Genomic DNA, 26,426 nt, shown 5'->3' on the forward strand with positions numbered 1-26,426 from the left:
CTCGCGAAATCTGGCATGCCGGATCGCTATTTGTCCAGCCATTCTGAATGAATGTTCAACAAACAACGCTTGCAATTCTGCCTTTGTGCAGTAGGCTTGAGGCGAATGACAACCGGAGAAGCATGGCGGCAACAGTGATCGGCAGCGCCCGCGCCCAACCCGAATATGACGACGCGGCGATCCGGTTCCTGGAGGCGCTGTGGGGCGAGGGCTATCTGTCGCCCGGCGGTCCGGAAGAAGTCGATCGCGTGCTTGAAGGCCTGTCGCTTGCGGGCAAAAGTGTTCTCGACATCGGCTGCGGCTCAGGCGGCATCACGCTGCATCTGGTTGAAAAGCACCGCGCCGCCTGCGCGACGGGGTTCGATGTCGAGGAGCCGGTCATCGAGGCCGCGCGGCGGCGGGCTGAAAAGCGCGGTCTGTCGGAGCGCGCGCGTTTCGTCCAGGCCGCGCCCGGTCCGCTTACCTTTGCCGATTCAGCTTTCGACGTCGTCTTCTCGAAGGATGCGCTGCTGCACGTGCCGGACAAGGACGCGCTGTTCGCCGAAATTTTCCGCGTGCTGAAGCCGGGCGGCGTGTTTGCCGCCAGCGACTGGCTGATCGGCCATGACGGCGAGCCTTCCGCCGAGATGAAGGCCTATGTCGAGGCCGAGGGGCTCTCGTTCAGGATGAAATCTCCGGCGCGCTACCGGCTCGCCATGGAGCGCGCGGGGTTTGTCGATATCGAGGTCATCGACCGAAACTGGTGGTACCGCGAGGTCGCGCGCGGCGAGCTGGCGCGGCTCAAGGGACCGCTCTACCGCACGGTCGCGAAGGCGGTCGGTGCGGCCTATGTCGACAAGAACATCCGCACCTGGGAGGCCATGCAGAAGGTGCTTGACAGTGGCGAGCACCGTCCCACTCATCTGCGCGCATGGAAGCCGGCCAACCATGGATAAAGCTGAAACGATGCATTCCTTCGCGCCCCCCTCTGTCCTGCCGGACATCTCCCCCACAAGGGGGGAGATTGGCAGTTTCGATGCACCCGCTTCTACTGAAGCGTTGAAAAATGGCGAAACCGAAAATGCCAGCCAATCTCCCCCCTTGTGGGGGAGATGTCCGGCAGGACAGAGGGGGGCGCCTCGATGAATACGGCTGTTATAAAAGACGTCGAAACCGAAAAGCGGGGCCGCAAGGCGTCCAAGGAAACCCGCCGCCAGCAACTGATCGAGGCAACGATCGATTCGCTTGCCAAGCGCGGCTATTCCGAAACGACGATGGCCGATGTCGCCGACGGCGCCGGCCTTTCGCGCGGCATCGTCAACTTCCATTTCGAGAGCAAGGAAAAGCTGCTTGTCGCCACGCTGCAATATATGGCCGACGAGTACGCCGCCCACTGGCGCGCCGCTCGGGAGAAGGCAGGCGACGATCCGGCGCGACAGTTGCGGATGCTGGTGGCGGCGGATTTCGACCGTTCGATCTGCAACAAGCGGAAGCTGGCGGCCTGGTGCGCCTTCTGGGGCGAAGCCAAATCGCGCCCGACCTACCAGGCGCTGTGCGGCGCTCGCGACGAGGCCTACCAGAATGTCATCGTCGATCTATGCGCCGCGCTGAAGGCCGAGGGCGGCTACGATTTCGAGCCGCATTCGATGGCGTTGGGTTTGAGCGCCATGCTCGAGGGGCTGTGGCTGCGCCTGATGATGGGCACGGAAAACGTCACGCGGGAAACGGCGCATCTGGCGGCGACGGAATATCTCGCCTCGGCGTTCCCGAAGCATTTTTCTCGGGAGGCGGAGCGTCCGAAAAAGCTGGCCTGAGACAATAACAGGGAGGAAGGAACGATGATGGCATTCAACGGCAAGATTGCGCGGCTCGCGCTGGCGGCGGTGCTTTCGACATCGGCACCGGCCATCGCACTGGCCGAGGACAAGGATCTGATCGTCTTCGACTGGTCCGGATACGAACTTCCGGAATTCCACCCCGGCTATGTCGCCAAGAACGGCGATTCGCCGACCTACGCATTCTTTGGCGACGAGGAGGAGGCTTTCCAGAAGATCCGCGCCGGCTTCGAAGCCGACCTTTCGCATCCGTGCTCGCAGAGCGTGGTCAAATGGCGCGAGGCCGGGCTGCTGCAGCCGCTCGACACCTCGAAGATCGAGGGCTGGAACGATCTCAATCCCGGCATCATGGCGATGAAGGATCTGGCGACGACCGCCGACGGCACGGCCTGGTTCATGCCGTGGGACTGGGGCAACACGCTGCTCACCTACAATTCCGAAAAGATCGACGAACAGGATGTGCAGTCGCTGAAAGCCTTTGCCGATCCGAAATTCAAGGATCGCGTGTCGATCGGCGACAATGTCGACGACGCCTATGCGCTGGCGAGCCTCGCCATCGGCCTGAAGGACTGGACGCAGATGACCGACGCGCAGTTTGCCGAAGCCTCGGCCTTCCTGCGCGAAGTCCACAAGAACGTCCGCCTCTACTGGGCCGACACGACCGAGATCGTGCAGGCGATGAGCGGCGGCGAGATCGATCTCGCCTGGGCCTGGAACGATGCGGCCGTGCAGGCGGCGGCCGGCGGCGCGCCGATCAAGTCCAAGCGCGACACGGCGGAAGGCCAGTCGACCTGGGTCTGCGGCTATGTGCGGCTGAAGGATGCGCCGGGAAGCGAAGACAAGGCTTACGAGTTCCTGAACGCCGTGAACGCGCCGGAAGTGGCGGGCTACATGGTTGCGGAATGGGGCTACGGCCACGGCAATTCCAAGGGCATGGCGGCCGTCGACCAGAAGGTGCTGGAGGAAAAGGGCTATGCGGACGTAGAGAAATTCGTCGCCAACACGCTGTTCCAGTCGCCGGTTCCAACCGAACTCAAGCAGAAAATGATCGCCGAGTTCGAGAAGATCAAAGCGGGGTATTGAGGGGGCAACCCGGCAGTCGCTGCCCCCTCGTCGCCCCTCACCCTTACCCTCTCCCCGTGAAGAACGGGGAGAGGGGTCGCCAGCGCTGCGGCCAGCTTCCTTCTCCCCGTACTTCACGGGGAGAAGTGACCGGCAGGGCGATGAGGGGCAGTGCCGACGCTTCAGAATTTTACGGGCAGAAACTTCACGCTACTCATAGCAGTCTGCAGGCATAGTAGCGGGGCAGATTTGCCGAATTGCTTGCAGTAAGCGAGGAAGCTACTCCCCCATCGCCACCAGGGCGTCCGGGTCGTAGGCGAGCCTTATCGGGGTGCCGACGGGGATGTCGTCGGCGCCGAAATCATTGGTCTCGGTGACGGACAGCGGCTTCTCCAGCCCCGGGATTTCGACGATGAGATGCGTGATCTCGCCGAAATAATGCCGGTCGACGACCGTGCCGGCGACCTCGAACTTCGCCCTCGCCTCGTCCCACAGGACGCGCAGCCGCTCCGGGCGGATGCCGAGCGTGGCCGAGCCGCCATTGCGCTGGAAAAGCTTCGGCTTGTCGGTCCTGACCCGGCCGAAGGCCTTCGTGTCGACCACGATCTGGCCGGCCTCCTCGCCGACGATCTCAGCCTGGACGAAATTCATGCCGCCGAGGAAATCGGCGACCTGGCGGTTGACCGGTCGCTGGTAGATCTCCTTCGGCGCGGCCACCTGGGCGATGCGGCCGCCGAACATGACGGCGATGCGGTCGGACATCGCCAGCGCCTCGTACTGGTCGTGCGTGACCAGGATGAAGGTGATGCCGACCGCCTGCTGCAGGCGGCGAAGCTCGACCTGCATCTGCTCGCGCAGCTTCTTGTCGAGGGCCGAGAGCGGCTCGTCGAGCAGCAGCACCTTCGGCCGCATGACCAGCGCGCGGGCGAGCGCGACGCGCTGGCGCTGTCCGCCGGAAAGCTCGGTCGCGCCGCGTTTGCCGAGCCCCGACAGCGACACCTGCGCCAGCGCCTCCACGACGCGACGCCTTTCTTCGCTCGCGTCGAGCCGCAGCCGCTTCAGCCCGTAGCCGACATTCTGCTCGACATTGAGATGCGGGAAGATGGCGTAGCTCTGGAACACCATGTTGGTCGGGCGGCGGTTGGCCGGAATGCCGTTCATCGGCTGGCCATCTATGGCGATCGAGCCCGAGGTCGGGCTGTCGAAGCCGGCGATCAGCCGGAGCAGCGTGGTCTTGCCGCAGCCCGACGGCCCGAGCAACGAGAAGAACTCGCCCTCGCGGATGCTTAGCGAGGCGTCGTCCAGCGCCTTGAACGCGCCGTAGCTGCGGGTGACGCCGGCGATCTCGATCATGGTGCGTTCAGGCAAGGACGCCTCCTGTGAGTTTGGTGCGCCTTTCGGCGCGGCGGCGCAACATCTCGGCGAGCGTGAGCAGCAGGAACGAGGCGGCCAGGAGCAGCGTGCCCAGCGCCAGCACGCCCGGCAGCTTGGCCGCGAAGCGGAGCTGGCCCCAGACATAGACCGGCAGCGTCGGGTCGGTGCCGGTGAGGAAGAAGGCCATGACGAACTCGTCGAGCGAGATGGTGAAGGAGACGAGCAGCGAGGAGACGATCGCCGGCGCGACCATGGGCAGCGTCACGCGGCGGAACGTGCCGAAGGCGCTCTCGCCGAGATCGGCCGACGCCTCCTCGAGGCTGCGGTCGAAGCCTTCGAAGCCGGAGGTCAGCACTGTCATGGAATAGGGAATGCAGATCAGCACATGGCCGAGCACCACGGTGAACAGCGACAGGCTGAGGCCGAGCTGCAGCAGCACCAGAAGCAGCGAGATCGCCACGATGATCTCGGGCAGCACCAGCGGCGCCATGATCAGGCCGGAGACGGCGCGGCGGCCGGGAAAGCGGTAGCGGGTGATGGCGCGGGCGGCGCAGATGCCGAGCAGCGTCGAGAGCAGCGAGGCGGCAACGCCGACGACGAGGCTGTTCCAGGCGGCGTCGAGCAACGCCGGCGTTTGCGGCAGGCCGGCATACCAGTCGAGGGTGACGCCGGTCAGCGGGAATTTCGGGATCGGCGAGGCGTTGACCGAGAAGACCGGCAGCAGCAGCACCGGCAGATAGAGGAAGGCGATGTAGAGGAAGGCGTAGGCCGGCAGCCAGTTGGCCAGGAGCTTTCGCATCGCGGTCATCGCGCGAGCCGCGCCGCGCCGCGGATAATGAACACCGAAGCCGCTGCCATGGCGGTGACGACAGCCATCGTCGTGACCGAAAGTGCGGCCCCCAGCGGCCAGTTCGAGGCTTTGCCGAACTGCGCCTGGATGGCGTTGGCGATCATGACGCCGTCCTTGCCTCCGACGAGTCGCGGCGTGACGAAATCGCCGACGGTCGGGATCATGACGATGAGCAGCGCCGAGACGATGCCTGGCACGGAAAGCGGCAGCGTGATGCGCAGGAAGCGCCGCAGCGGCCCGTCGCCGAGATCGGTCGCGGCTTCGATGAGCGTGCGGTCGACTTTTTCCAGCGACACGTAGATGGGCAGGATGGCGAAGGCAGCCCAGGCATGGGTGAGCGTGATGACGACCGCCGTGGTGTTGTAGAGCAACGCGGTCGACGGCTCGTCGATGACGCCCAGCCCCATCAGCCCCGAATTCAGCACGCCGTTGTAGCCGAGGATGACCTTCCACGACATGACGCGCAGCAGATAGCTGGTCCAGAACGGTATGGTGATGAGGAACAGCCACAGGCCCTTGCGGCGCCCGCCGTGGAAGGAGATGAAATAGGCGATCGGGTAGGCGAGCACGACGGTGAAGACGCTGACCAGCAGGGAGACGTAGAGCGAGCGTAACAGCAGGTCGCGGTAGATCGGTTCGGTCAGCGCGATGCGGTACTGCTCCAGCGTGAAGGTGCGGTCGATGGTCAGGTAGTCCTGCGTCCAGAAGCTGTGCGCGATGACAACCAGGATGGGCGCGACCAGCAGCACCAGGGCGAACAGGAAGGTCGGGCTGATCAGCGCCCAGCCTTGCGCCTGTTCGGATTGCAGAAGGGATTTTTGGACCGCGCGGCGAATGCGCGGCGTCGCCTGCCCTTCCGCAGCCGCTGTCATTCTAGCGGACCCGATTCGGGCTCGGTTTCAGGCGCGGATCGCTGCCGCATATGGCTCCCACCATCTTGTCGCTTCGACGCGCCCTGAAAGCTGCCTCGCACAGGCTGCCGCCAGAGCCGGCCGAGGGCGGTTCCCGTCGCCCCGAACTTTCCCGATGTTGAGCGCATCGGCTGATTGAAATCAAGCGCTATTTCTGCGAATATTGATTGAACGGACATTCAGAATATGCGTTTGCAGGTGCGGAATTTCAGGCGTTTGGCGATATTTTCCAGAGCGTTCGTGGCAAGCAATGCGAGGCGAAATGGTGGCGGTTCTTGATTTCGAGGATACGGGAAGCGGGGACGAGGCGGTTGATCTGGCGAGGCGCCATCTGATCCAGCCATGGCCGACCGCCGGAGCGATCGGTGCGGAGGCGCGCGGGCTGATCGGCGAAGGCGACGGTATCTACATCACCGACGGCAAAGGGCGGCGCCTGATCGACGGCCCGGCCGGCATGTGGTGCATCAATGTCGGCCACCGGCGCGAGGAACTTGCCCGGGCAATGTACGACCAGGCCATGCAGCTTTCCTACAACACGCCGTGGTACACGATGAACGAGCCCTCGGCGATGCTGGCGCAGCGGCTGGCCGCGCATGCGCCGGGCGATCTGAGCCACGTTTTCTACACGACCGGCGGCTCGACCGCGGTCGAGACGGCGCTGCGCTTCATGCAGTTCTACAACAACGCGCGCGGGCAGCCCGAGAAGAAGCTGATCCTCAGCCGCGGCGGCGCCTATCACGGCTCGACCTACCTGTCGGCCTCGCTCAACGGCCGGCCGCGCGACCGCGACTGGATGGACGGCGCCGACGGTCTGGTGGTCAAGCTGACAGCGCCGAACCCGTTCCGCCGGCCGGCCGGCATGAGCGTCGAGGCGTTTTGCGATTTCCTGGTCGACGAGTTCCGCGACGCGGTCAGAGGCATTGGCGCGGAGAAGATCGGCGCGTTCATTGCCGAGCCGGTGCAGGCGTCAGGCGGCGTCATCGTGCCGCCGGAAAACTATCTGAAGCGCGTCCGCGAACTCTGCCGCGCCAACGACTTACTGTTCATCTCCGACGAGGTGGTCACCGCCTTCGGGCGGCTCGGCCATGTTTTCGCCTCGGGCGACGTGTTCGGCATCGAGCCGGACATGATCACCTTCGCCAAGGGCGTCACCTCCGGTTATTTCCCGCTCGGTGGCCTGATGGTGTCGGAGCGGCTGCTGGAGGATCTCCGGCGCTCGAACCATCCCGACGCTATGTTTGCGCACGGGCTGACTTATTCCAGCCACCCGGTCGGCTGCGCCGTCGCGCTGAAAAACCTCGATCTGCTCGAAGGCGGCATACTCGACCATGCGCGAAAAATCGCGCCCTACTTCCAGGCACGGCTGAAGACGCTGGAAGAGCTGCCGCTGGTCGGCGAAGTGCGCGGCATGGGCCTGATGGCCTGCGTCGAATGCGTCGCCGACCGCGAGAGCAACGACCCGCTGCAGCTCGACCGCCAGGTCGGCAGCCGCATCGACGCGCACTGCCACGAACTCGGCCTGCTGGTGCGCCCACTGATCAATATGTGCGTGATGAGCCCGCCACTGATCATCACGAAGGATGAGATCGACGACATGGTGACGATCCTGCGCGAAGGCATCTCGCGGACCATGGAGGATCTGCGTCGGGAGGGCGTGTGGCGGGGATGAGGGGCCGAAGGCGGTCGTCGCGCGGCCAAATCCGAATGTCTTCAAACGGGAGTGAGCCGTCGTCGCCGTTGCCCCGCTAGTCAAGCACGACCACGGCCTCCACCTCGAAGAGCATTGGGTCAATTGCAAGCTTGGGAACGGGAATCAGAGTCTGCGCCGGCAGCGCCTCGCCGAACATTTCCTTGACGTTCCTGGTCAACACCTCAAGGTTCGACATATCGTGATCGACCACGAAAACCGTGAGCTTGGCGACCTGATCCGGCCTGGCGCGGAGCGCATCGAGGGCGGTCCGCAAATTTGCGTAGGCTTGCTTCACCTGGACAGCGAAGTCCGGCGACAAGGCTCCCGTGCCGTCCTGGCCGCCCTGTCCGGAGATGTAGGCCACCCGGGCATTGGCGGGCACGATAACCGCCGTGCTGTAGCCATTCGGCGACGGGTCGTAGAGATTTTGTGGATTGACGATGGTCAGCTTGAGATCATTCTCATTCGCTGTCGTCGCATTGGGAACTCCCATGGTCATGATGATCAACCCTCCGATAAGCAGTTGCTTGGTGCGTGACATGATTTTCTCTGGCTCTGCGAACTGTGAGCAACGAACCCTCGCAGCCGGGATGATTGAACATTGACCGATATCGCCGTGCGAATGACTCGTACGCTGCACGAGTCATTCGCATGGTACGATGTACGAGTCAATCGTTCAGGATCGACATCCGTCGCGTTGCCGGTCAAAATCGACGTTCTGAACAGCGAGGAAGACGGATGGCAGCCAAACGCAGCGGCACCCGGAGCAAACGGTCTCAAGGGATCAGTGTGTCGCTCCAGTCCGTGCAGGAGCCGCGCAGTGAATCGCCTCTCTCTCGCGAACGTATCGTGGCGACCGCAGTGGAACTGCTGGACGCTCAGGGGCTTGACGGATTGACGATGCGTCGGTTGGCCGATCGCCTCGGCTCGGGCGTCATGAGCCTGTATTGGCACGTCGACAATAAGGAGGATGTCTTCGATCTGGCGCTCGACTCGGTGCTCGAATATCGCGGACCGCCGCAAATAGTCGCGTCTCAAGACTGGCGCGGGGAAGTCGTTCATATGCTCGAAGACTGGCGCGCCAGCATGCTGCGCCATCCCTGGTCGGCGTCGCTGTTGCCGCGCCGCGCGCTCGGCCCGAACATCCTCAGTCGCCTCGAACTGCTGAGCAAGACCTTGTCCAGAGCCGGTGTAGCGGACGCAGATCTGAACGTCGCGATATGGTCGCTCTGGAACTATGTGATGGGCGCCACCATCACCCGGGCGAACTTCGACCTCTCGGATGACGGCGGGGCCGCCACGCAGCAGCGCCTTGCACGTCTGAGTGAACGCTACCCGAGAATAGAACGCTCCCGTCTGCTGTTGGATAACGACTGGGATGGCGCCTTCCGCAAAGGCCTCGGCTTCCTGCTCGATGGCCTCGCTCCAAGACAATGAACTCTTCCTTCACCTCGTGCGCAAATGAGTAGAAGGCGGGACTGAATGCTATGGACCTGCCATCGTGCCGTCGCCGCGTCGCTCATCTGGTTCATCTGCCGATTTCTCGGCGCCAGGCTCGGCAGGGGGTCTCACGACCTCCATTGGTGCGTGGTGTCAGGACTGGCTACAGGCGGGCAATGCCGGCTTTCAGCAGTCCTTCACGGACGTGCTGCACATCGGACTCCTGGGCATAATGCAGAGTCTCGATAAATGTATCGAGGTCGAATTGGGGATCGAGTGTTCTGATCTTGCTTACATGCGCCGCGGCCGCGATTTCGTCGCCTAGCCAGCCGTAGCAGGCAGCGGCGAAAGCGTGCTGAACCGAGTCCATGGTCGTCAGATGCATGAAAGCCTCGATGGCCTCGCCATACTGGTTCGCGGAGAAATGCGCCTTTCCCAGATGGCTCCAGAATCTCTCCGGGTGATGCGGGTTCAGTTGCATCGCCTTTCGGATCCATTCAATTCCCTCCTCCGGCCTGCCCAGCCACGTCAACAACTCGCCTTGCTGCACAACCACGAGGTCGTAATTGGGATTGAGGGCGAGGGCGCGCTCCTGATGGTAGCGCGCAGTGGTCAACTCATTGCTGTTCACGTTGACCGCGGCGAGGATGCGATGGACATCGGCATCGTTATCGTCCAGCGCCAGCGCCCGGTCCAGCGCCGCCACGATGTCGTTCCAGGCGGCATCCTTGTCTTCGCACCAGTTGTGGACCCAGGCCTGGCCAAGAATGCAGGCGCGCCAGGCATGGGCATGGGCATAATCGGGGTCGAGCGCAACGGCCCTGTCAATCAAGGTCTGCGCCCGCTCATTGTCCGAAATCGTGCTTCGGTGATGCAGCACCTTGGCGGCAAGCACGCATTCATACGCGGCCATGTTTGCAGGTTTCGCCCGCGCGAGCTGGTCCCGCTGAGCCGCCTCGACACGACCGGGCAGCGTGGCTGCGATTGCCGCGGTGACCTCATCCTGGATCGCGAATATGTCATCCAGCTTCCGGTCATACTTGTCTGCCCAGATATGAGTGTCATTCGTCGTGTCGATGAGCTGGACCGTCACGCGCACCCTGTCGCCGATCTTGCGGACGCTTCCTTCCACCAGGTATTGGGCGCCAAGCTTTTCGGCCACCTCGCGCACATTCACGGCGCGGTTCTTGTAGACGAAGCTCGAATTGCGCGAGATGACGAACAATTCGTGGTGGCGCGACAATTCGGTGATGATGTCTTCCGTCAATCCGTCCGCGAAAAATTCCTGCTCGGGGTCGCCGCTCATATTGTTGAACGGCAGCACTACTATCGAAGGTTTCGAAATGGATCGCTTTTCCTCGATTTCCGGCAGGACAGGACCGTCAAACCCGATGCGATAGAGGCGAACCGGACGGCTGATGTTCTTTAGCGTCTTCTCGCCCAGATCCTCGACGGCAATCTCGAGACGGTCGGCAATTTGGGTCGCCACCGCTGCGGTCACGCAGATGCCGCCTACGTCCGCCAGTTGCTCGATGCGCGAGGCAATGTTGACACCGTCGCCGAAAACGTCCTCGTCGTCGAAAATGATGTCGCCGAGATTTATGCCGATCCTGAATTCCATACGCTGTTCTTGCGGCACGTCCGAATTGCGCCGCTTCATACGCTGCTGGACTTCCACGGCGCATTTCACGGCATCGGTCACGCTCTGGAACTCAACGAGCATGCCATCGCCCGTGGTCTTGATGATCCGGCCCTTGTTCTTCGCGATGGCGGGATCGACCAGTTCTATGCGATGGGTCCGAAGGCGTGCGAGCGTGCCGGATTCATCGGCTTCCATCAGCCGACTGTAGCCCGCCATATCGGCAGCCAGAATTGCGGCTAGTCTCTGTTCCATCGCCTGGACCAAAAACCAAGTCTATCCTTCCCGGGTCGCCAAATCCAGCAATTTGGACTTGCGCCGGATCAAGAAGTCTTTCTGCCGGCGCAGCAAGAAGGAGCGGATCAGGAGCTTCGCCTTGAATGTTCCGCGAGCGGTTGGATCAGGCGTGATTCGACCGGCTTTCGTGCGGGGTCGGCCGTGGCGGAGTGCTGACTGCTTCTTCACAGAGTTCCACGTGCTTGGCCAAGGCCTCCTTGGACAAGCATGCGCTGATCGTACTGATGTCGCGGCTCTGGAATTTCGGCATCCGCTGGAGTTCCTTGAGCCGCTCGAGAAGTGCAAGCCGGGTCATGCTCGTCTCCTTTAGTCGATTCGGCGGCTGTGATGCCGCCACAGTGTGTTGGGCGGCCGTCATGCCGCCCGCAGTTTCGCGGACAGGGGGATTTCGACATCGATTTCCAGCGTCGAAACCTTTTCTCCGCGGTCCATCTTCACTGTGACCTTGTCCCGGTCGATCTTCACATGCTTGCCGATGACGGCGAGAATCTCCTCCCGAAGGCGCACCACCAGGTCGGACTGGCCTACCGATGACCGCTCGTGGGCGAGCAGAACCTGCAGGCGCTCGCGTGCCTTCGGAGCCGACGAAGAACTCTGCTTGCTGAAGAAATCGAAGAACTTCATGCCGCCCTCCTTCCGAATATCTTGCCGAACAGGCCGCGCCTTTCGCCCGGGATGGTAATCGGCACCGTTTCGCCTGCAAGCCGGCGTGCGGCGTCGAGATATGCCAATGCAGGCGCGCTGCGGCTGTCGGCGAGCGTGACCGGTGCGCCGAGGTTTGAGGCGCGCAGGACGTCCATGCTTTCGGGGATGATGCCGAGCAGCGGGATTGACAGGATCTCGAGGACGTCGTCGACCTTCAGCATGTCGCCCCGCTCGGCGCGGTTTGCATCATACCGGGTAAGGAGAAGATGTTTTTCCACCCGTTCGCCGCGCTCGGCCTTGGCGGTCTTGGCGTCGAGAAGGCCGATGATGCGATCCGAATCACGGACCGACGAGACTTCCGGATTGGTTACGACGACCGCGATGTCGGCGTGACGCATCGCCAGGGTCGCACCACGCTCGATCCCGGCCGGGCTGTCGCATATGATCCAGTCGAAGGACTTCCTCAACTCGTCCATCACCCGCTTGACGCCCTCCGCCGTCAGATTGTCCTTGTCCCGGGTTTGCGACGCGGGCAGCAGGTGGAGCGTCTCCAGCCGCTTGTCGCGGATCAGCGCCTGCGGCAGCTTCGCGTCGCCCTGGATGACGTTGACCAGGTCGTAGACGACCCTCCGCTCCGCGCCCATGACGAGGTCGAGATTGCGCAGGCCGACGTCGAAATCCACGACGACCGTCTTTTCGTTCCTCTGTGCAAGCGCAGCGCCGAGCGCGGCGGTGGAAGTCGTCTTGCCGACGCCACCCTTGCCCGACGTGACCACTATTATTTTCGCCATCCTCGTCTCCTGTCCGTTAGCCGCCCGCCGGCTCAATTGAGTGTCTTCGCCACGATCGCATCGCCTTCGAGCCAGAGCTGGACAGCCTGTCCGCGAAGGTGCGGCTCCAGGTCCTCGGCCGTCTTGTAGAGCCCGTCGATCGCCAGAAGCTCCGCTTCAAGCTTGCTGCAGAAGATGCGCGCCGAGGAATTGCCCACCGACCCCGCCAAAGCCCGTCCCCGCAGCGTTCCGTAGACATGGATCGAACCGCCGGCGACGACTTCCGCACCCGATGCCACCGAGCCGACGATGGTGACATCGCCCTCGGGGAAAACCACCGACTGCCCGGAACGCACCGGCTGGCTGATGATGATCGAAGGCATTGTCCTGACCGGCTGCGGTTCGGGATCGTGCGCGGGCGCTTCCGGCTTGCCCTGGTCCGCGTCGACCGTCGTTTCCGCCGGCGCTTCAAAATCCGATGCCTCCCGCCCGCCGGTGAGTGCAGGGGGTATGTCTGCGCCGAGCAGCGATGAACGTGCTCCATCGACGCCCAGGACCCGCACGCTGCGATTGCCAAGCTCGCCAATCAGTTCCTTCAACTGCGACCGGTCGATGTCGAGACCTTCGACGTCGAGAACGATCGGCCGGCGCAGGAAAAAACCCGCCGAACGAGCGGCCAGATCGTCGAGCCGCGCCAGCCAGCCTTCGAAGGGCAGTTCCGGAGTAAGCACGAGCGCGAGGAATGAGCGGCCCTTGAGCCGGATGGGGCGGGTGTCGGTTAGCACTTTGTTCATGTTCATTAATTTTCCCTTGATCAGGTCTATGTTGAGCATGGTTAACAGATGGTTAACGATAGCGCCGAAGGCTGGGCAAAAGCCAAGAAACCGGTATGGGAGAGTGACTGAGGTTGTATGACGCCAGCCGGGGTGACGGCGGAAACAACCTGTCCAAGAAGGGGCGCGATTGTTAAAAATCCTGCGTTGCAATGTTGGAGGGGCCACGCGAATCGCGTCGCTACGGAACCGAAGCGGCCTCGCCGGATTTCTACAAGGCAATGCCGAGGACGTGAATGGCCACCGAGCAAATCAGTCCGCGCTATCTCAATCTGGACTCATGGTCCACGGCCGAAACCGTGGCCGCCATGTACGAAGGCCAGCTCTCGGCTGCAGCCGCGGTGCGCGGCGCGCTGGACGAGATTGCGGCTGCGGTGGATGACGCGGTGCCTGCGCTGCAGCGCGGGGGCCGGTTCGTCTATGCGGGCGCGGGCACGTCTGGTCGCATCGCGGTGCAGGACGGAACCGAACTGCCCCCGACCTTCGGCTGGCCCGCCGACCGGATCGTATATGCAATGGCCGGTGGTCTCGGCGCCCTGGTCGAGAGCGTCGAAGGCGCAGAGGACGACGAGGACGCCGGGGCGTCCGCCATGGCGGACGCCCGCATCGGCCCCGACGATGTCGTGCTCGGAATCGCGGCCAGTGGAACGACCCCCTTCACGATCGGCGCACTGCGCGCCGCAACCATCGCCGGAGCGGTCACGATCGCGCTGGCCAACAATGCCGGCGCGCCCCTGTTCGCGGTGGCCCGCCACCGGATCCTGGTGGAGACCGGAACGGAGGTGATCGCCGGCTCGACCCGCATGAAGGCGGGCACGGCGCAGAAGATCGTGTTGAACCTCTTTTCGTCGGCGGTGATGGTGCAGCTAGGCCGCGTCTATCTTGGATTGATGGTGCATATGCGCGCCAGCAACACGAAACTGCGGCAGCGGGCCGAAGGCATGATCCGCCAGATCGTCGGCTGCGACGCCGAGGATGCGGCGCGCCTTGTCGAGCAGGCGGAAGGCGACGTCAAGACGGCGGTCTTGCTGGGCTTCGGGCTCGACCGGGATGAAGCCGCCGCAGTGCTGGAGCGGCACGAAGGCAACCTTCGCCACGCCGTCGACGAACTTAGAGGCGGATAGCCCTGGTTGCACGCCGGCCTTCATACACGCAGCGCCTCGCGCCGCTTCAGCAGAAAGCGGCGGATCGCCGGGTCGGAAGAAAGGCCGGTCGCGATGTCGTAGGCATGGCGCGCCTCTTCCGCAGCGCCTTGGCGGGCGAGAAGCTCGGCCAGCGCCGCCCAGTAGGGCTGGTACTCGTTCAGCCGGTTTTCCGGCGACGCTTCCGGCATGGCTTCGAGGCCGGCATCCGCGCCCTGCAATTCGGCGATCGCCAGCGCGCGGTTCACCGCCGCAACGGGCGAGCCGGTCAGCACAAGAATCGCGTCGTAAAGTCGAAGCACGTCGCGCCAATTGTCCCGGCCGGTCCGGCAGCGGTGGACATGGGCCGACTGCAGCGCGGCTTCGAGCTGGTAGCGTCCGATCGCATGCAGCGTCGAGGCGCGCCGCAGGGCCGCTTCGGCCTCGTCGATCATGCCGGCGTCCCAATGCGCCGGGTTCTGCTCGGCCAGGGGCACGTAGTCGCCATCGGCGCTGCGCCGAGCCGCCCGCCGCGCCTCGATGTGGAGCATCAGTGCAAGCAGGCCGAGCGCTTCCGGCTCGTCGGGCAGCAGGGCGACGACCAGCCGCGTCAGAAAGATCGCCTCGCCGGCGAGGTCGCCGCGCAGGGCGTCGGTTCCGAGCTGCTGCGTCCAGCCTTCCGCGAAGGCGGCATAGATGGCGTCGAGCACGGCTTCGAGCCGGCCGTGCAGTTCGTCGCGACCGGGCGGGGCAAAGGGAATGCCGGCCTCCTTGATTGCGGCCTTGGCCCGCACCAGGCGCTTGCCCATCGCCGCCGGCGAGACCAGGAACACAGAGGCGATCGCCGCCGCGTCGAGGCCGAGCACCGCCTGCAGCATCAGCGGCGCGCGAACGCTGGACTCGATCCGCGGGTCGGCGCAGGCGAACATCAGCGCCAGCCGCCTGTCGGGGATCTCTTCGTCCTCGGCGGCCTCCAACTCCTCGGCGGCGATCCGCAATTGCCCGCTGGCCAGATCGCCAGTGCGCTGCCGGCGGCCGGCGTCGATCAGCTTGCGGCGCGCCACCGTCAGCAGCCACGCCTCCGGATTTTGGGGACAGCCCTTCGCGGTCCAGTCGGCAAGCGCTGCCGCGAAGGCTTCCGACAGCGCGTCCTCGGCCGCCGCGACATCGCCGGAACGCGCGGCAAGGTAGGCAACGAGCTTGCCGTAGCTGCGCCGCGCGACGCCTTCGGCCTCGGCGCGCGCCGCCATCGATCCGTTGCCCACGATTACGCGCATCGCTTCACCCGGCCGGCTCATAGCGCAGGAAGACCTTGCCGTTGCCGAAGGACCGCGTCATTGCGAGCTTCATCGGGATCTCGTCCTCCATGCCGTCAAACAACGTCCTTCCGGCGCCAAGCGCAACCGGGTTCAGCACGAACTGATATTCGTCGATCAGCCCTTGCCGCGCCAGTTGTGCGACGATGCTGCCGCTGCCGAGGATCGTCATGTCGGGACCAGATCCGGATTTCAGCCTCCGTACCTCCGCGACGGCGTCCCTGGCGACGCTCGTATGCGCCCAGGCCGGATTTTCCAGCGTCTTGGAGAATACGAGCTTGGGCATGGCGTTCATGCGTTCGGCGACGACCGGATCGTTCTGCGCCGCAGCCGGCGTCGGCCAATAATGGATCATCATGTCGTAAGTGACCCGGCCGAGCAGAAGCATGCCGCCCGATCTGGCGTTGCCGGCGATGAAGGCGTCGTAGTCCGGATCGTTCCGGCCCTCATAGGCCCATCCGAGATCGCCGTTGCTCCCGGTGAAATATCCGTCGAGGGAAATGTTGTTGAAGACGACCAGTCTCGGCATGCTGCTGCGCCCGTGGCGTCGCTAGCGACGCGTGTATTCGCTCATCGGCCAGATCTCGCGCACTTCGACGACGCCGTGATCGACGGTAGGGCAGCGCGCCGCCCATGCCATGGCGGCATCGTGGTCGGGCGCTTCGATGATGAAGTAACCGCCGATCTGCTCCCTGGATTCGGCGTAGGGGCCGTCCAGCACCTGCGGCTTGCCGTCGGCGGTGCGGATGGTCGTGGCGGACGAGCTCGGGCGGAGGCGGTTGCTGGCGACCAGCGCGCCGGCTTTCCGCAGCGCTTCGGAATAGGCCATATAGGCGGCGGTGCCCTCTTCCTGCTGGGCCGGGGTGAGCTCAGGCCAGCCGGCCTCGTTCACGTAGAGTATCAGAAGATATTGCATGGCTGTTTCCTCTCTCGTTGACGGCCGGGTCCATGCCCCGCCGGCACAATGACGCGCCAGGGTTGCCGATTTGGACAGAGGAAAGCAAAAAAGCCGGCTCGCATGCACTCAAAAGGCGGGACGCGTCACGCTAGAGAAAAGCCGCTCGATTTCGGAATCGGGCATTTCACTCCAGCTTTTTGTTTTCGCATCGTTTTTACCGAAAACCGGCATCCACTTTTCGGCACGATGCTTTAACTCCGCGACAGCATCGCCTCGTTGACGTTCCGCATTTCGCGGTCGCCCGGCGCTTCGGAAAGCTCCAGCACCGGCAGCATGGCGCGCAGATGGTCATGGTGGGTGCGCACGCCATATTCGAGATCCGACAGATAGAAGCCGGAAAAAGCCTCCGACATCATGGATTCGTTCGACCAGACCGAAAGCTGCACGTCCTCCGACATCGTCTCGCGGTCGATGCGGAAGGAGAGATAGCGCGCGGCCGCCTGCTCACGGCTTTCGTCGGGGTAGCGATAGATCGCGCCGCGCAGCAGCGTCTCGCCGGTCGAGAGCGGGAACTCCTGGTAGAACTGCACCGATTCCGGCATCAACGAGATCACCATGTTGGGGAAGATGCCGTAATAGATCCAGGCCTTCTTCAGATGCTGGGGCAGGTGTTTTGGATCGGGGGCGAGCCTGAGATAGTTCCTCACGCTCCAGCAACGCCCGGCATGCGGATTGTAGGTGGCGAAGGAGCGCGAGAGGCCGTTGACAAAGGGCTCGTCGAAATAGGTGGCGCCGTAGAGGTCCTGCAGCGCCGGATGCGCCATGGCGACGTGGTAGCCTTCATTGTCGACATCGCGCACCGACTTCCAATTGACCGGCGTCTTCTGCGACCAGATGCCGAAGGACGGCGTCATCTCGGCGATCCGGTAATGCGCGATCTCGGCCTCGACCGGCTTCATCAGTTCGGCGACCGGGGGCTGCGGACCCGAACGGAAGCGCACGAAGATCAGGCCCATCCAGATTTCGAGGTCGAGCGGCACCAGCCCGAACTCGGTCTTGTCGAGATCGGGAAAGCTTTTCGGGCGCGCCGCGCCGCGAAGGGTGCCGTCGAGATTGTAGACCCAGCCGTGGAAGGGGCAGACCAGCGCGTTCTTGCAGGAGCCCTGGTTTTCGGCCACGACGCGGCTGCCGCGGTGGCGGCAGATATTGTGGAAGGCGCGCACGACGCCGTCCTTGCCGCGCACCACCAGTGCGCGCTCCCCGACGACGTCCATGGTCAGGTAATCGCCGGCGTTGGGCACGTCGCCGACATGGCCGACGATCTGCCAGTGGTTGCGGAAGAGATGCTCCTTTTCGAGGTCGAGAAGGGCTGCGTTGTGATAGCTCCAGCCCGGCAGACCGCGGCGGTCCCAATTGTTCGGAATCGCCAGATCGCGCCGGTGCAAGTTCATGGCCGTACTCGTCCTATTATTGAATGGGCATTCAATATAAACACAATAGCGTTTAATTTGCAATATCTTAGTGGGATTTGATTGTTCCGATCCCACCTGCTCCCGTTGCGTCGCGCGGCTGAATCGTCGCTCCGTCCCGGCGCCGGCGCCCGGAAAACCGGCGGCATTTCCGAATGTTGCCATCTGTGAGATTTGTCACAGACGAACCTAGCCCAGCCTACTAATCGTGTTCGAGGAATGAGCGAAGAGCGTCGCGGATTTTGCCCGACTTTGTTGTTTCCCACCTGTTACAGACATCATGCTGGGCAACATCGGACAGAAACAATCGGCGTTTACATTCGTTAACAAGGGCAAACGAACCGTCACGAAGGCAACACCCATGTCGACCACCACAGCGGCTTCCCAGTTCGGCCGCCATCTGCAGCCGCGCGAGCGTTTCGCGCGCTTTCCGCGGCTGGCGCTGCGCCAGCGTTCGAATGAGCATCCGATGGTGATGTTTTCCGTCATCGTCGCCACCGCTTTTCTTTCGATGGCGCTGATCCCGACCTCCGGGCCGGCCTGGGCCTCGTTCGGCGCACCGCCCAAACTAGCGGAAGATGCCGCCACGACGGCGAAGACCTACAGGCTGCCGTTGTCGCAAATCGAACGCGCCTGCCAAGGCCAGGCCTGGGGCGCGGAGAGCGCCGAATGCCTCGGCGTCATCGTCAAGGAGTCCGGCATGGGCAGACCGCGCAAGGTGCGCATGGTCGCCAGCACAGAACCGCTGACACATACGCCGAATATTTTCTGATCGCCGTCGGGCCCAAACCTCCGGCGTAAATTCAGCCCTTCATCGACGCCCCTCGATGAAGGGTCTTTTTTTGTCACCTGCAATCTACCGTGCGAAGTCGACCTGGTCGTTGATCGCCGCAAGGACGCCGCGCACATCGAGGGTGGCGAACGGCTTTTCCAGAATCTGCGGCCTGAGATGCGCGGGCAGCGCGTCGATCTCGGCCTTCGCGCCGATCATGTCGCCGGTGACCAGCACGAAACGCGGCGCGAGGTCCGGCCGCTCAGCCATCAACTGCCGATAGACCGTGATGCCGCTGTAGCCAGGCATCCGCAAGTCGCAGAAAACAATATCGGCCTCGTATCCGTTGAAAATCTCGGTGGCCGAGGTCCAGGCCGGCACGATGCGCGATTTGATCCCCATCAGGTCCAGGAGATCCGATAGCGAGCCGGCGACATCGGGCTCGTCGTCGATGATCAGCGCATGCCGGAGCCCGCCGGAATGGCCGCTCGCAGCTGACACGGCCATGATCCCGGCGCCGGCCGCCGGCAGTTCGACGACGAAGCGGGCGCCGGTGGGCTCGACCGCCTCGAAGCGCAGCGTACCATTGTGCCGCTCGACGATCGACTTCGAGATGGACAGGCCGATACCCGTGCCGACGCCGACCGGCTTGGTGGTGAAATAGGATTCGAAGACGCGGTGGCGAATGGTTTCGGGTATGCCCGGTCCGGTGTCTGCGACCGAAAAGCCGCAATTCCCGTCTTCGGTGCGGAAGCTGCGCAGCTTGATGCGGCGCTCGCCGTTCCACGACGTCAGTGCGTGCTGGCTGTTGACCAGAAAATTCGCCGCCACCTGGGTCAGATGGTCGGCATCGCCGAGCACGGTGAGCGGGCTCGTGGCGAATTCGGTGTCGATGCCTATGCCGCTGCTTCGCGCGCCATAGGCGGTGACTTCGAGAGCGGCGCGCAGCACGGCATTCAGGTCCATTTCGGTCTGCGCGGTCGGATGAAGCCGCACCATGCCGAGGAAGCTTTTTACAATGCGGCCGCAGCGCTCGGCGGCTGCACGAACCTTTTCGGCGCGCAGCTTGGTTGGCGGGTCTGGCGCGAATTCGTGCAGCAGTGTCGACTGCGCCACGACCACCGCCAGCGGATTGTTGAGTTCGTGCGACACGCCGGCAAGCAGGGAGCCCATGGCCGCCATTTTTTCGTTCTGGTGCAGTTTTTCCCGCTGGCGATCGATCTCGTCCTCGGCCTGCCGCCGCTCGCGCAGATCGCGGATCGAGCCGATAAAGAGAAGCCGGTCAGCGACCCTGACCTCGGTCGCCGTCAGTTCGATCGGCAAGATCTGCCCGGAGGCGTCCTGTGAAATGGTTTCGAGACGGCGGCCGATCATCGGCGCACCGCGGCGCTGCATGTACTCGCCGCCATTGGCGTGCCCCTCGCGATAAAATTCGGGAATGATGGTTTCGAGGACATCCTTGCCGATGATCTGGGCGCGCTGGTAGCCGAACATCTTTTCGGCGGCCGGGTTGAACTCGAGAATCTTGCCGGATTCGTCGATGACCAGGACCGCGTCGAGCGAGGCCTGCAGCATGGCCGCGTGGATGATCTCGCCGACATGCCGCTCGGAAAGCGAGCGCTCGATGGCGTCGCCGATGGCCAGCGCCACGATCTCCAGCGCCGCCTTCTCCTCATGGGTCCAGATGCGTTCCCGGACGCAGTCATTGATGGCCACCGTGCCCCAGGAGTGGCCGTGGGCGAACACCGTGGTCGAAAGGAAGGTTTTTATCCTTTGCCTTTCAAAATCCTTGCGCAGAAAGCCGTCTATCTCGCTGGTCAGGCCGGCAAACATCTTGCCCTTTCGCCCCTCGACAGCCAACCGGCCAAGGAGCGGATCGGAATGGATATGCGACTGCAATATGATCGTGGGTGGCCCTGAAATGCCTTCCACAGTCTCGTCGAGCCAGTATCCGAAGATCGACTGGAGGATGCCCTGGCCGGGATCCTCGCGCAAACGGAACAGGATGGTGCGGTGCGCCTGCAGCGACCGTCCGAGCAGTTCCAGAATATCGCCGATCTCCAGCTGCCAGTCGTCGGCATGCCGCAACCTGCGCGCAATGCGCGCGGCCGCCACCGTCACGCCAGGATTGGCGATGTCCGGGTCGATGCTGGGGGGCGCCGGGTAGATCATGCGATATCCGGACTAGCTCCACCAGAGGGCGGACATCGTCAATGGCCATCCTCGGGCAGCGAGAATATATAGCCTTCGCCGCGCACCGTGCGCAGGAATTTCGGGTTGGCCGGGTCGTCCTCGATCTTCTTGCGCAACCTCATGATGCGAATGTCGACGGCGCGGGAGACTTCCGGCTCCTCGGCAAAGCCGATGGCCTCGGACAAGGCGGCGCGGCTGAGCAGCCGGTTGGCCCGCGTCAAAAACACTTCGAGAACGTCGAATTCGCTCTTGGCCATATCGATGAGCGTGCCGCCGGGGCCGGTTATCATGCGGCCGTCGAGATCGGCGCTGAACCCGCCGAAGGAAACGATGCGCCGGGCCGGCGCTTCGATGGCGGCTTTCGTCGGCTGGATCTCGTCAGGCGGCGGCACACGCCGAAGCACGCTGCGGACGCGCGCCAGCAATTCGCGCAACTCGTAGGGCTTGACCATGTAGTCGTCGGCGCCGAGCTCGAGGCCGATGATGCGGTCGATCGAGGCGCCGGCTGCCGTGGCGTAGATGATGCCGATCGGCATTTTCGAGCGCAGCCAGCGGCCGAGCGACAGGCCGTCCTCGCCGGGCATGGATATATCGAGAATGGCCAGATGAAAGCTCTGGGCGGCGGCCAGCTCGCGCATCGCCTGCGCATCGCCGACCGCGGTCACATCATAGCCGTTCGCGCCGAGATATTCGGCGACGGCATCCCGCAAATCGGGCTCATCCTCAACAATGACGATCCGCGCGCGCAGTGTGGTCTCGCCCCCGCTATCAGCGGAGAGTAGATTGGGTATAAACATGTTGTCCAGTAATCATCCGAAATTGCTTGATTGTTGTGGGACAGATGCATGGCAAGAAGACCTGTCGTCGGGCTTATAGGCGTGCCGCGCAATGCTGGCGGTGAACTTCGAGATCATCTGGAGCGGCGCGGCTTCGAGGTTCGCGAGGCCGCGGAGGAATGGGCTGCGGCGTCGCTGCTTTCGGCGCCCGGCATTGATGTCGTCGTCGTTGCCGAGGGCCTGCCGGCGGCGGCTGCGCGCGACCTCCTGAAGCGGTTCGGCGGGGAAGGTGGGCCGGCCTTCATCATGATCTGCCGCCCCGGCGACCTGGTCGAAAGGGTGCTGGCGCTCGAACTCGGCGCGGCCGACGTCGTCGAAAGCCCGGTCAATGCCAGGGAGCTTGCTGCCCGCATCGGCGGCCTTCTGGCGCGCCTGGGCAAGGCTGCGCCGGAACTGGCAATATTCGAGAACGCGACCGTCGACCTGAAAGCGGCGCTGGTCATGCACCGGTCCGGCGAGGAAGAGCAGCTTTCGCCCGGGCAGATCGGGCTTTTGCGGCTGTTTCTGGCCAGGCCGCGCAAGGTGCTGACGCGCGACGACATCATCGCCGCGGCGCCCGCCGAAAGCGCCGACGCCTTCGATCGCTCGATCGATTCGCGTATCGTGCGGCTGCGCCGCAAGCTCGATACCGAAAGCATCGTCACGATCCGCGGCGCCGGCTACAGGTTCGACCCGCCGGCGGATTTTCGCGAATGACAGGCGCACACGCACGCTGATCAGAGCGCCGCGGTGGTTCCGCTCCGAGGCAGACTGTCATGGTAGGCGGTGTCGGCGGCATGCGCGCGCTCCTTGAGCAGCACGGTTGCGACGCCGGCAAAGCCGAGCAGTCCCTGGAAGTAGATCAGCGCGCTGAGCGCGCCTGCGGCGAATTTCGATTTCATGGCGGCGTCCTTCGGAGTGCCTGCTAAAAACTGTCGGTGCGGCGGGAATCGCCCGCATTTGCTGTTTGGGCCGCGGAAGCGCGCCTGACCGGAAGCGGATCGAAACCCAGCCGCCAGCGGCCTGCTTCGCGGCGAATGCGCAGGCTGGCGATCAGCCAGACGATCGCAAACAGCGCCACTGCGTGCAGAAGGGTCGCGTCGCCTGCGCCGGCGGCCGCTCCCGAGACCACTTTGCGGGCGGGATTCGCCATCATGCCGACGCCGGCGAGCGCCGCCGTGGCGATCCCCACCCGCACCAGCCAAGTTGCTCCGATCCGTATCATTTTCAGTTCCATGCGCGTTTCGTTGCGTTGGCTGTGAGCTAAGCGCGAAATGTATCCGGACGATGCCGCGCGGGCGCGGTTCTGTTGCAATGCCGTGTTGCTGGAAGCCGCCTTGCCGCCTTTGTGACCGTATCGCTGGCGAATCGGGCATCGACGTGGGCATAATCGGGCAAAATCGGAAACAATTGCGAAACCAAAACTATAATCGGCGAAATCAAATCGAAACATACGGGAACGATAAGGGCGTCCATCGAACACGGCCCGAGGGCCATTTTGGGGGAAACATCATGAACGCCACGCTTTCCGCGAAACTCATCAACGTCATCGCCGCCGCGCTTGCCGGCATCGCGCTTTTTCTCGAGGCAGGAACCGGCAGCGCGCATGCTGCCGGCAGCCAGATCGTCGCCCGCATCTCGATCTCGGAGCAGAGGATGGATGTACTGATCGACGGCCGCCCGACCTTCGCCTGGAAGGTCTCGACCGCAGGCAAGGGCTACAGGACGCCGACCGGCTCGTTCAAGCCGACGCGCATGCACAAGATGTGGTATTCGCGCAAATACGACAACGCGCCGATGCCGCACTCGATCTTCTTCCATGGCGGCTATGCGGTTCACGCCACGCCGCACATCAAGCGGCTCGGCCGGCCTGCCTCGCATGGCTGCATCCGGCTGCATCCGGACAATGCCGCCGATCTTTACCAGCTCGTCCAGACCTTCGGGCCGAGCAACACCAGCATCGTCATCGTGAAGTGAAGGTCACACCGTCCAGAAATAACGGACGATGTGGAAGAATACAGGGGCCGCGAAGACGAGGCTGTCGGCGCGGTCCATCATGCCGCCATGGCCCTCGATCAGATGGCCCCAGTCCTTGACGCCCTGATCGCGCTTGATCGCCGAGGCGACCAGGCCGCCGAGGAAGCCCATCAGGCAGGCGAGGAAAGCCACGCCGGCGGCTTCGAGCGGTGAGAACGGCGTCAGCCAGTAGAGCAGCGCGCCGAGCGCGCTGGCGCTGAGCAGACCGCCGATCAGCCCTTCCCAGGTCTTGGATGGCGAGACGGTCGGCGAAAAACGGTGCTTTCCGAACAGCTTGCCGAAAATATACTGCAGGACATCGCTGCCCTGCACGGTGACGATCAGGAAGGCGATCAGCAGCAGGCTGCGATTTTCATAGCCGGGGATCGGCAAGGTCATCAGCGCCGGGACGTGGCTGACGCAATAGACCGCCAGCATCACCGCCCATTGCTGCGCGGCGATGCGCTCCAGGAAGCGTTCGGTGTCGCCGTGCAGAGCGGTGATCGCCGGCATGATCAGGAAGCAATAGACCGGGATGAAGATGGTGAAGAGGCCGTACCATTCGGTCCACACCAGCCAGTACTGCACCGGGATGATGATGCCGAACATGCCGAGCAGCACCCAATGGTCGCTGCGCCGCGAATGGGTGAGCGTCACGAATTCGCGCAGCGCCGCAAACGAGATCAGCCCGAACAGCACGATCATGCCGTCCTTGCCGAACAGGAAGGCGATGGCGATCAGCGCCACCATCACCCACCAGGCCTTGATGCGCTGGTTGAGATTGACCAGTGTCGGGCTCTGCGGATCGGCGGCACGCCAGGTCAATATGCCGGCCACCACGCTGGCGGTGGTGAGCACGCCGGCCAGGCCGAGAACCAGAAGCGTGGTTTCGCGCATCATCGGGAAGATCTCCGGCTGGTGGACGGGTCGAGCGCCAGAAGTGCGGCGTGGGCGCGGCTGAGGAAATCGCGGCGGTCCTCGTTTTCGGCGACCGCGATCGGTGCGCCGAAGATGACGCGGCACAGAAGCGGCACCGGCAGGAACTGGCCCTTGGGCAGCACGCGCGACATGTTCTCGATCCAGCAGGGGACGAGTTCGACATCGGGCCGGGCGATCGACAGATTGTAGAGGCCCGAGCGGAAGCGCAGCAGCGGCTCGTCGGTCATGTTGCGCGTGCCTTCCGGGAAGATGATGAGCGAATCTCCCCTGTCGAGAACGTCGAGCATGATCTTGATCGGGTTCTGGGCGGGTTCCGTCCAGGCGCGGTGCACCAGCACGGAGCCAAGCATATCCTCGGCGATGAAGCGGCGCAGCCTGGTCTTGCCCCAATAGTCGGCGGCGGCGACGGCGCGGGTGCGGGCGCGTTCGCTTGCCGGCAGGCAGGCCGACAGCAGGATGAAATCGCCATGGCTGGCGTGGTTGGCGAAGTAGATGCGCTGGCGCTGCGAGGGGGCCGAACCGCTCCAGATCGGCCGCACGCCGGTGACCCCGCGCGCCAGCACGGCCAGTGTGGCCGAGGCGATCGCGCCGAGCAGGCGCCGGCCCGCGTTGCCGGGCGTTTCGTGACTGTCGCGGACTGCCATCGTCTCGCTCATGGTTGGAACGCCAGCGGTGCGGCCGCGGCCGCAAGGGCGAAGACGGCCAAAGCGAGGCGCTGCCGGAAAACCAGCCGCCGCGCGCCGGCCATGCGCTCGGCGAGGCCGCGCACGCGGCCGGGCTTCGGCTTCAGCCGCATGCGCGCCAGCGCATCGTCGACCGCCTCTCCGCCGGCAGCCTCCTCGCCGTAACTTGCTATCAGGTGGAAGAGCGCGGCGTCGAAGCGGATGAGCGCCGACAGAGCGAGGACGGCAAGACCGCTGACCGTGGCGACGATGGCGATTGCCGCCGCCGGCCAGCTATCCGGCGCAAATCCGCCAGGGAGTGCGGCCAGCGGCGCGGCTGCCAGCACGGCTGCCACGATCACAGCCGGCCACAGCGCCTGACGCGCCAGCCAGTCGGCGAAGCCGTCGCGGGTTTCCAGTGGAGGCGTCACTCCGCTGGCTCCTTTGCTGCGATGAGCGGCGGCGCAAGGTGGACCGGCCGTCCAGTCTTGCGCAGCATTGCTTCCGCCGCGGCCCAATCCTTCGCCCTGCCGGTCGCAACCAGCCAATGCGCGATTGCTCCGGCACTGCGCTGGAAGCCCAGCGCGCAGCAGACCAGCACGGTTCCTCGCATTTGCGCCGCCTCGATCGCCTGCGCGGCGCGTTCGAGATCGGGCGCGGAAGGCGAGACGAGGTCCATGGCGGCGATGCTCGTCCATGTGGGCGTCGGTCCGAACGGCTTTTCGAACTCGGCGGCCAGATCGACGACCGTGCCATACCCTTCGCTTTCGCCCGAGCGCGGAAAGCGACCGAGAAACACGCCGTCGGCTATATCGACACGCGTTGGAAGACGCCTCGTCCATGCCCAGGCGTTGATCCTCGCCGCGAGCCGGTAGGGCGCGAGCAGGAAGCGGCTGGCGG

The 26,426-nt window shown here is 64.0% G+C and carries 30 protein-coding genes; 9 read left to right on the top strand and 21 right to left on the bottom strand.

What is annotated here, in order from left to right:
• Positions 1–134 precede the first annotated feature (134 nt).
• From MAXJ12_RS06320 to MAXJ12_RS06330, 3 genes are all read left to right on the top strand, one after another.
• Positions 135–935 (top strand): class I SAM-dependent methyltransferase, encoded by an 801-nt coding sequence (locus tag MAXJ12_RS06320; protein ID WP_040585126.1) that lies wholly within the window; start codon positions 135–137, stop codon positions 933–935.
• 186 nt (positions 936–1,121) lie between these two features.
• Positions 1,122–1,793 carry a transcriptional regulator BetI gene (gene betI, locus MAXJ12_RS06325; protein ID WP_008834963.1) on the top strand — a complete coding sequence of 224 codons (672 nt, stop codon included), beginning with the start codon at positions 1,122–1,124 and terminating at the stop codon, positions 1,791–1,793.
• 24 nt (positions 1,794–1,817) lie between these two features.
• Positions 1,818–2,897 (top strand): type 2 periplasmic-binding domain-containing protein, encoded by a 1,080-nt coding sequence (locus tag MAXJ12_RS06330; protein WP_008834964.1) that lies wholly within the window; start codon positions 1,818–1,820, stop codon positions 2,895–2,897.
• Between the two features lie 258 nt (positions 2,898–3,155).
• On the opposite strand, the gene MAXJ12_RS06335 is transcribed toward MAXJ12_RS06330, so the two are convergent.
• The 3 genes from MAXJ12_RS06335 to MAXJ12_RS06345 are packed head-to-tail and all read right to left on the bottom strand — an operon-like array spanning position 3,156 to position 5,972.
• The gene (locus MAXJ12_RS06335) at positions 3,156–4,229 is read right to left on the bottom strand and encodes an ABC transporter ATP-binding protein (RefSeq protein ID WP_008834965.1); all 1,074 of its coding nucleotides are present in this window, start codon (positions 4,227–4,229) and stop codon (positions 3,156–3,158) included.
• 7 nt (positions 4,230–4,236) lie between these two features.
• Positions 4,237–5,058 (bottom strand): ABC transporter permease, encoded by an 822-nt coding sequence (locus tag MAXJ12_RS06340; protein ID WP_008834966.1) that lies wholly within the window; start codon positions 5,056–5,058, stop codon positions 4,237–4,239.
• Entirely contained in the window at positions 5,055–5,972 is a 918-nt protein-coding gene (locus MAXJ12_RS06345) for an ABC transporter permease (protein WP_008834967.1), read from the bottom strand. Before MAXJ12_RS06345 ends, MAXJ12_RS06340 begins: the two co-directional genes overlap by 4 nt.
• Positions 5,973–6,273: 301 nt before the next feature.
• Between MAXJ12_RS06345 and MAXJ12_RS06350 the strand changes: the two genes are divergently transcribed.
• Positions 6,274–7,680 carry an aminotransferase gene (locus tag MAXJ12_RS06350; RefSeq protein WP_040585128.1) on the top strand — a complete coding sequence of 469 codons (1,407 nt, stop codon included), beginning with the start codon at positions 6,274–6,276 and terminating at the stop codon, positions 7,678–7,680.
• 76 nt (positions 7,681–7,756) lie between these two features.
• Here the strand turns inward: MAXJ12_RS06350 and MAXJ12_RS06355 are convergent, their stop codons facing one another.
• Positions 7,757–8,242 carry a RidA family protein gene (locus tag MAXJ12_RS06355; protein WP_008834969.1) on the bottom strand — a complete coding sequence of 162 codons (486 nt, stop codon included), beginning with the start codon at positions 8,240–8,242 and terminating at the stop codon, positions 7,757–7,759.
• Between the two features lie 197 nt (positions 8,243–8,439).
• Between MAXJ12_RS06355 and MAXJ12_RS06360 the strand changes: the two genes are divergently transcribed.
• Positions 8,440–9,138, top strand: a complete 699-nt coding sequence (locus MAXJ12_RS06360; protein ID WP_040585112.1) for a TetR/AcrR family transcriptional regulator — start codon at positions 8,440–8,442, stop codon at positions 9,136–9,138.
• A gap of 166 nt (positions 9,139–9,304) precedes the next feature.
• On the opposite strand, the gene MAXJ12_RS06365 is transcribed toward MAXJ12_RS06360, so the two are convergent.
• The 5 genes from MAXJ12_RS06365 to minC all read right to left on the bottom strand — a co-directional run bounded on the left by MAXJ12_RS06365 (position 9,305) and on the right by minC (position 13,286).
• Complete coding sequence (locus MAXJ12_RS06365; protein ID WP_040585113.1) at positions 9,305–11,035, bottom strand: adenylate/guanylate cyclase domain-containing protein; 1,731 nt, start codon at positions 11,033–11,035, stop codon at positions 9,305–9,307.
• Between the two features lie 145 nt (positions 11,036–11,180).
• A complete protein-coding gene (locus tag MAXJ12_RS06370; protein WP_008834972.1) occupies positions 11,181–11,372 on the bottom strand; it encodes a hypothetical protein in 192 nt (63 codons plus the stop codon).
• A gap of 59 nt (positions 11,373–11,431) precedes the next feature.
• Positions 11,432–11,701, bottom strand: a complete 270-nt coding sequence (gene minE / locus MAXJ12_RS06375; RefSeq protein ID WP_008834973.1) for a cell division topological specificity factor MinE — start codon at positions 11,699–11,701, stop codon at positions 11,432–11,434.
• Positions 11,698–12,513: a septum site-determining protein MinD gene (minD, locus tag MAXJ12_RS06380; protein WP_008834974.1), complete on the bottom strand. Its 816-nt coding sequence runs from the start codon at positions 12,511–12,513 to the stop codon at positions 11,698–11,700. The genes minE and minD overlap by 4 nt, the downstream gene beginning before the upstream one ends.
• A 32-nt stretch (positions 12,514–12,545) precedes the next feature.
• Complete coding sequence (gene minC, locus MAXJ12_RS06385; protein WP_040585131.1) at positions 12,546–13,286, bottom strand: septum site-determining protein MinC; 741 nt, start codon at positions 13,284–13,286, stop codon at positions 12,546–12,548.
• A gap of 275 nt (positions 13,287–13,561) precedes the next feature.
• Between minC and MAXJ12_RS06390 the strand changes: the two genes are divergently transcribed.
• Entirely contained in the window at positions 13,562–14,449 is an 888-nt protein-coding gene (locus tag MAXJ12_RS06390) for an N-acetylmuramic acid 6-phosphate etherase (protein ID WP_008834976.1), read from the top strand.
• Positions 14,450–14,469: 20 nt separating this feature from the next.
• Here the strand turns inward: MAXJ12_RS06390 and MAXJ12_RS06395 are convergent, their stop codons facing one another.
• The 4 genes from MAXJ12_RS06395 to MAXJ12_RS06410 form a co-directional block, all read right to left on the bottom strand.
• Positions 14,470–15,723, bottom strand: coding sequence for an RNA polymerase sigma factor (locus MAXJ12_RS06395; RefSeq protein WP_040585133.1), 1,254 nt, complete (start codon positions 15,721–15,723; stop codon positions 14,470–14,472).
• A 4-nt stretch (positions 15,724–15,727) separates the two neighbouring features.
• Entirely contained in the window at positions 15,728–16,291 is a 564-nt protein-coding gene (locus tag MAXJ12_RS06400) for a dihydrofolate reductase family protein (protein WP_008834978.1), read from the bottom strand.
• Between the two features lie 21 nt (positions 16,292–16,312).
• Positions 16,313–16,678: a YciI family protein gene (locus MAXJ12_RS06405; protein ID WP_008834979.1), complete on the bottom strand. Its 366-nt coding sequence runs from the start codon at positions 16,676–16,678 to the stop codon at positions 16,313–16,315.
• A gap of 233 nt (positions 16,679–16,911) precedes the next feature.
• Positions 16,912–18,111 (bottom strand): aromatic ring-hydroxylating oxygenase subunit alpha, encoded by a 1,200-nt coding sequence (locus MAXJ12_RS06410; protein WP_008834980.1) that lies wholly within the window; start codon positions 18,109–18,111, stop codon positions 16,912–16,914.
• Positions 18,112–18,490: 379 nt separating this feature from the next.
• Here MAXJ12_RS06410 and MAXJ12_RS06415 point away from each other — a divergent pair, with 379 nt between their 5' ends.
• Entirely contained in the window at positions 18,491–18,901 is a 411-nt protein-coding gene (locus MAXJ12_RS06415; protein WP_040585116.1) for a hypothetical protein, read from the top strand.
• A gap of 84 nt (positions 18,902–18,985) precedes the next feature.
• Here MAXJ12_RS06415 and MAXJ12_RS06420 read toward each other — a convergent pair whose 3' ends face one another.
• Together MAXJ12_RS06420 and MAXJ12_RS06425 are read right to left on the bottom strand one after the other, a co-directional pair.
• A complete protein-coding gene (locus MAXJ12_RS06420; RefSeq protein ID WP_008834982.1) occupies positions 18,986–21,073 on the bottom strand; it encodes a PAS domain S-box protein in 2,088 nt (695 codons plus the stop codon).
• Between the two features lie 38 nt (positions 21,074–21,111).
• Positions 21,112–21,891 (bottom strand): response regulator, encoded by a 780-nt coding sequence (locus tag MAXJ12_RS06425; protein WP_008834983.1) that lies wholly within the window; start codon positions 21,889–21,891, stop codon positions 21,112–21,114.
• Positions 21,892–21,939: 48 nt separating this feature from the next.
• Between MAXJ12_RS06425 and MAXJ12_RS06430 the strand changes: the two genes are divergently transcribed.
• The gene (locus MAXJ12_RS06430; protein WP_040585119.1) at positions 21,940–22,626 is read left to right on the top strand and encodes a winged helix-turn-helix domain-containing protein; all 687 of its coding nucleotides are present in this window, start codon (positions 21,940–21,942) and stop codon (positions 22,624–22,626) included.
• Between the two features lie 20 nt (positions 22,627–22,646).
• Here the strand turns inward: MAXJ12_RS06430 and MAXJ12_RS38175 are convergent, their stop codons facing one another.
• Together MAXJ12_RS38175 and MAXJ12_RS06435 are read right to left on the bottom strand one after the other, a co-directional pair.
• The gene (locus MAXJ12_RS38175; RefSeq protein WP_008834985.1) at positions 22,647–22,811 is read right to left on the bottom strand and encodes a hypothetical protein; all 165 of its coding nucleotides are present in this window, start codon (positions 22,809–22,811) and stop codon (positions 22,647–22,649) included.
• Positions 22,812–22,834: 23 nt separating this feature from the next.
• Complete coding sequence (locus tag MAXJ12_RS06435; protein ID WP_008834986.1) at positions 22,835–23,146, bottom strand: hypothetical protein; 312 nt, start codon at positions 23,144–23,146, stop codon at positions 22,835–22,837.
• A gap of 275 nt (positions 23,147–23,421) precedes the next feature.
• Here MAXJ12_RS06435 and MAXJ12_RS06440 point away from each other — a divergent pair, with 275 nt between their 5' ends.
• Entirely contained in the window at positions 23,422–23,886 is a 465-nt protein-coding gene (locus tag MAXJ12_RS06440) for a L,D-transpeptidase (protein WP_008834987.1), read from the top strand.
• A gap of 3 nt (positions 23,887–23,889) precedes the next feature.
• Here the strand turns inward: MAXJ12_RS06440 and MAXJ12_RS06445 are convergent, their stop codons facing one another.
• The 4 genes from MAXJ12_RS06445 to MAXJ12_RS37520 all read right to left on the bottom strand — a co-directional run.
• A complete protein-coding gene (locus tag MAXJ12_RS06445) occupies positions 23,890–24,822 on the bottom strand; it encodes a phosphatidate cytidylyltransferase (RefSeq protein ID WP_193364344.1) in 933 nt (310 codons plus the stop codon).
• Positions 24,822–25,520 carry a lysophospholipid acyltransferase family protein gene (locus MAXJ12_RS06450; RefSeq protein ID WP_008834989.1) on the bottom strand — a complete coding sequence of 233 codons (699 nt, stop codon included), beginning with the start codon at positions 25,518–25,520 and terminating at the stop codon, positions 24,822–24,824. The genes MAXJ12_RS06445 and MAXJ12_RS06450 overlap by 1 nt, the downstream gene beginning before the upstream one ends.
• On the bottom strand, positions 25,517–25,957 hold the full coding sequence (locus tag MAXJ12_RS06455) for a hypothetical protein (protein WP_008834990.1): 441 nt from the start codon (positions 25,955–25,957) through the stop codon (positions 25,517–25,519). Before MAXJ12_RS06455 ends, MAXJ12_RS06450 begins: the two co-directional genes overlap by 4 nt.
• On the bottom strand, positions 25,954–26,426 hold a 473-nt coding region (locus tag MAXJ12_RS37520; protein ID WP_008834991.1), incomplete at its 5' end, for a protein-tyrosine phosphatase family protein. The genes MAXJ12_RS06455 and MAXJ12_RS37520, both read right to left, overlap by 4 nt.

It is taken from the genome of Mesorhizobium alhagi CCNWXJ12-2, assembly GCF_000236565.1.
GTDB classification, from domain to species: Bacteria; Pseudomonadota; Alphaproteobacteria; order Rhizobiales; family Rhizobiaceae; genus Allomesorhizobium; species Allomesorhizobium alhagi.

Bases quoted from the DNA above. Each gene is read 5' to 3' on its own strand.
- MAXJ12_RS06335 (WP_008834965.1), bottom strand. From the start codon at position 4,229: ATGATCGAGATCGCCGGCGTCACCCGCAGCTACGGCGCGTTCAAGGCG.
- MAXJ12_RS06330 (WP_008834964.1), top strand. From the start codon at position 1,818: ATGATGGCATTCAACGGCAAGATTGCGCGGCTCGCGCTGGCGGCGGTG.
- MAXJ12_RS38175 (WP_008834985.1), bottom strand. From the start codon at position 22,811: ATGAAATCGAAATTCGCCGCAGGCGCGCTCAGCGCGCTGATCTACTTC.
- minC (WP_040585131.1), bottom strand. From the start codon at position 13,286: ATGAACAAAGTGCTAACCGACACCCGCCCCATCCGGCTCAAGGGCCGC.
- MAXJ12_RS06440 (WP_008834987.1), top strand. From the start codon at position 23,422: ATGAACGCCACGCTTTCCGCGAAACTCATCAACGTCATCGCCGCCGCG.
- MAXJ12_RS06345 (WP_008834967.1), bottom strand. From the start codon at position 5,972: ATGACAGCGGCTGCGGAAGGGCAGGCGACGCCGCGCATTCGCCGCGCG.
- MAXJ12_RS06450 (WP_008834989.1), bottom strand. From the start codon at position 25,520: ATGAGCGAGACGATGGCAGTCCGCGACAGTCACGAAACGCCCGGCAAC.
- betI (WP_008834963.1), top strand. From the start codon at position 1,122: ATGAATACGGCTGTTATAAAAGACGTCGAAACCGAAAAGCGGGGCCGC.
- minD (WP_008834974.1), bottom strand. From the start codon at position 12,513: ATGGCGAAAATAATAGTGGTCACGTCGGGCAAGGGTGGCGTCGGCAAG.
- MAXJ12_RS06420 (WP_008834982.1), bottom strand. From the start codon at position 21,073: ATGATCTACCCGGCGCCCCCCAGCATCGACCCGGACATCGCCAATCCT.
- MAXJ12_RS06430 (WP_040585119.1), top strand. From the start codon at position 21,940: ATGGCAAGAAGACCTGTCGTCGGGCTTATAGGCGTGCCGCGCAATGCT.
- MAXJ12_RS06350 (WP_040585128.1), top strand. From the start codon at position 6,274: ATGGTGGCGGTTCTTGATTTCGAGGATACGGGAAGCGGGGACGAGGCG.
- MAXJ12_RS06390 (WP_008834976.1), top strand. From the start codon at position 13,562: ATGGCCACCGAGCAAATCAGTCCGCGCTATCTCAATCTGGACTCATGG.
- MAXJ12_RS06405 (WP_008834979.1), bottom strand. From the start codon at position 16,678: ATGCAATATCTTCTGATACTCTACGTGAACGAGGCCGGCTGGCCTGAG.
- MAXJ12_RS06360 (WP_040585112.1), top strand. From the start codon at position 8,440: ATGGCAGCCAAACGCAGCGGCACCCGGAGCAAACGGTCTCAAGGGATC.
- MAXJ12_RS06395 (WP_040585133.1), bottom strand. From the start codon at position 15,723: ATGCGCGTAATCGTGGGCAACGGATCGATGGCGGCGCGCGCCGAGGCC.
- MAXJ12_RS06410 (WP_008834980.1), bottom strand. From the start codon at position 18,111: ATGAACTTGCACCGGCGCGATCTGGCGATTCCGAACAATTGGGACCGC.
- MAXJ12_RS06355 (WP_008834969.1), bottom strand. From the start codon at position 8,242: ATGTCACGCACCAAGCAACTGCTTATCGGAGGGTTGATCATCATGACC.
- MAXJ12_RS06340 (WP_008834966.1), bottom strand. From the start codon at position 5,058: ATGACCGCGATGCGAAAGCTCCTGGCCAACTGGCTGCCGGCCTACGCC.
- MAXJ12_RS06425 (WP_008834983.1), bottom strand. From the start codon at position 21,891: ATGTTTATACCCAATCTACTCTCCGCTGATAGCGGGGGCGAGACCACA.
- MAXJ12_RS06415 (WP_040585116.1), top strand. From the start codon at position 18,491: ATGTCGACCACCACAGCGGCTTCCCAGTTCGGCCGCCATCTGCAGCCG.
- MAXJ12_RS06365 (WP_040585113.1), bottom strand. From the start codon at position 11,035: ATGGAACAGAGACTAGCCGCAATTCTGGCTGCCGATATGGCGGGCTAC.
- MAXJ12_RS06370 (WP_008834972.1), bottom strand. From the start codon at position 11,372: ATGACCCGGCTTGCACTTCTCGAGCGGCTCAAGGAACTCCAGCGGATG.
- MAXJ12_RS06435 (WP_008834986.1), bottom strand. From the start codon at position 23,146: ATGGAACTGAAAATGATACGGATCGGAGCAACTTGGCTGGTGCGGGTG.
- MAXJ12_RS06445 (WP_193364344.1), bottom strand. From the start codon at position 24,822: ATGCGCGAAACCACGCTTCTGGTTCTCGGCCTGGCCGGCGTGCTCACC.
- minE (WP_008834973.1), bottom strand. From the start codon at position 11,701: ATGAAGTTCTTCGATTTCTTCAGCAAGCAGAGTTCTTCGTCGGCTCCG.
- MAXJ12_RS06400 (WP_008834978.1), bottom strand. From the start codon at position 16,291: ATGCCGAGACTGGTCGTCTTCAACAACATTTCCCTCGACGGATATTTC.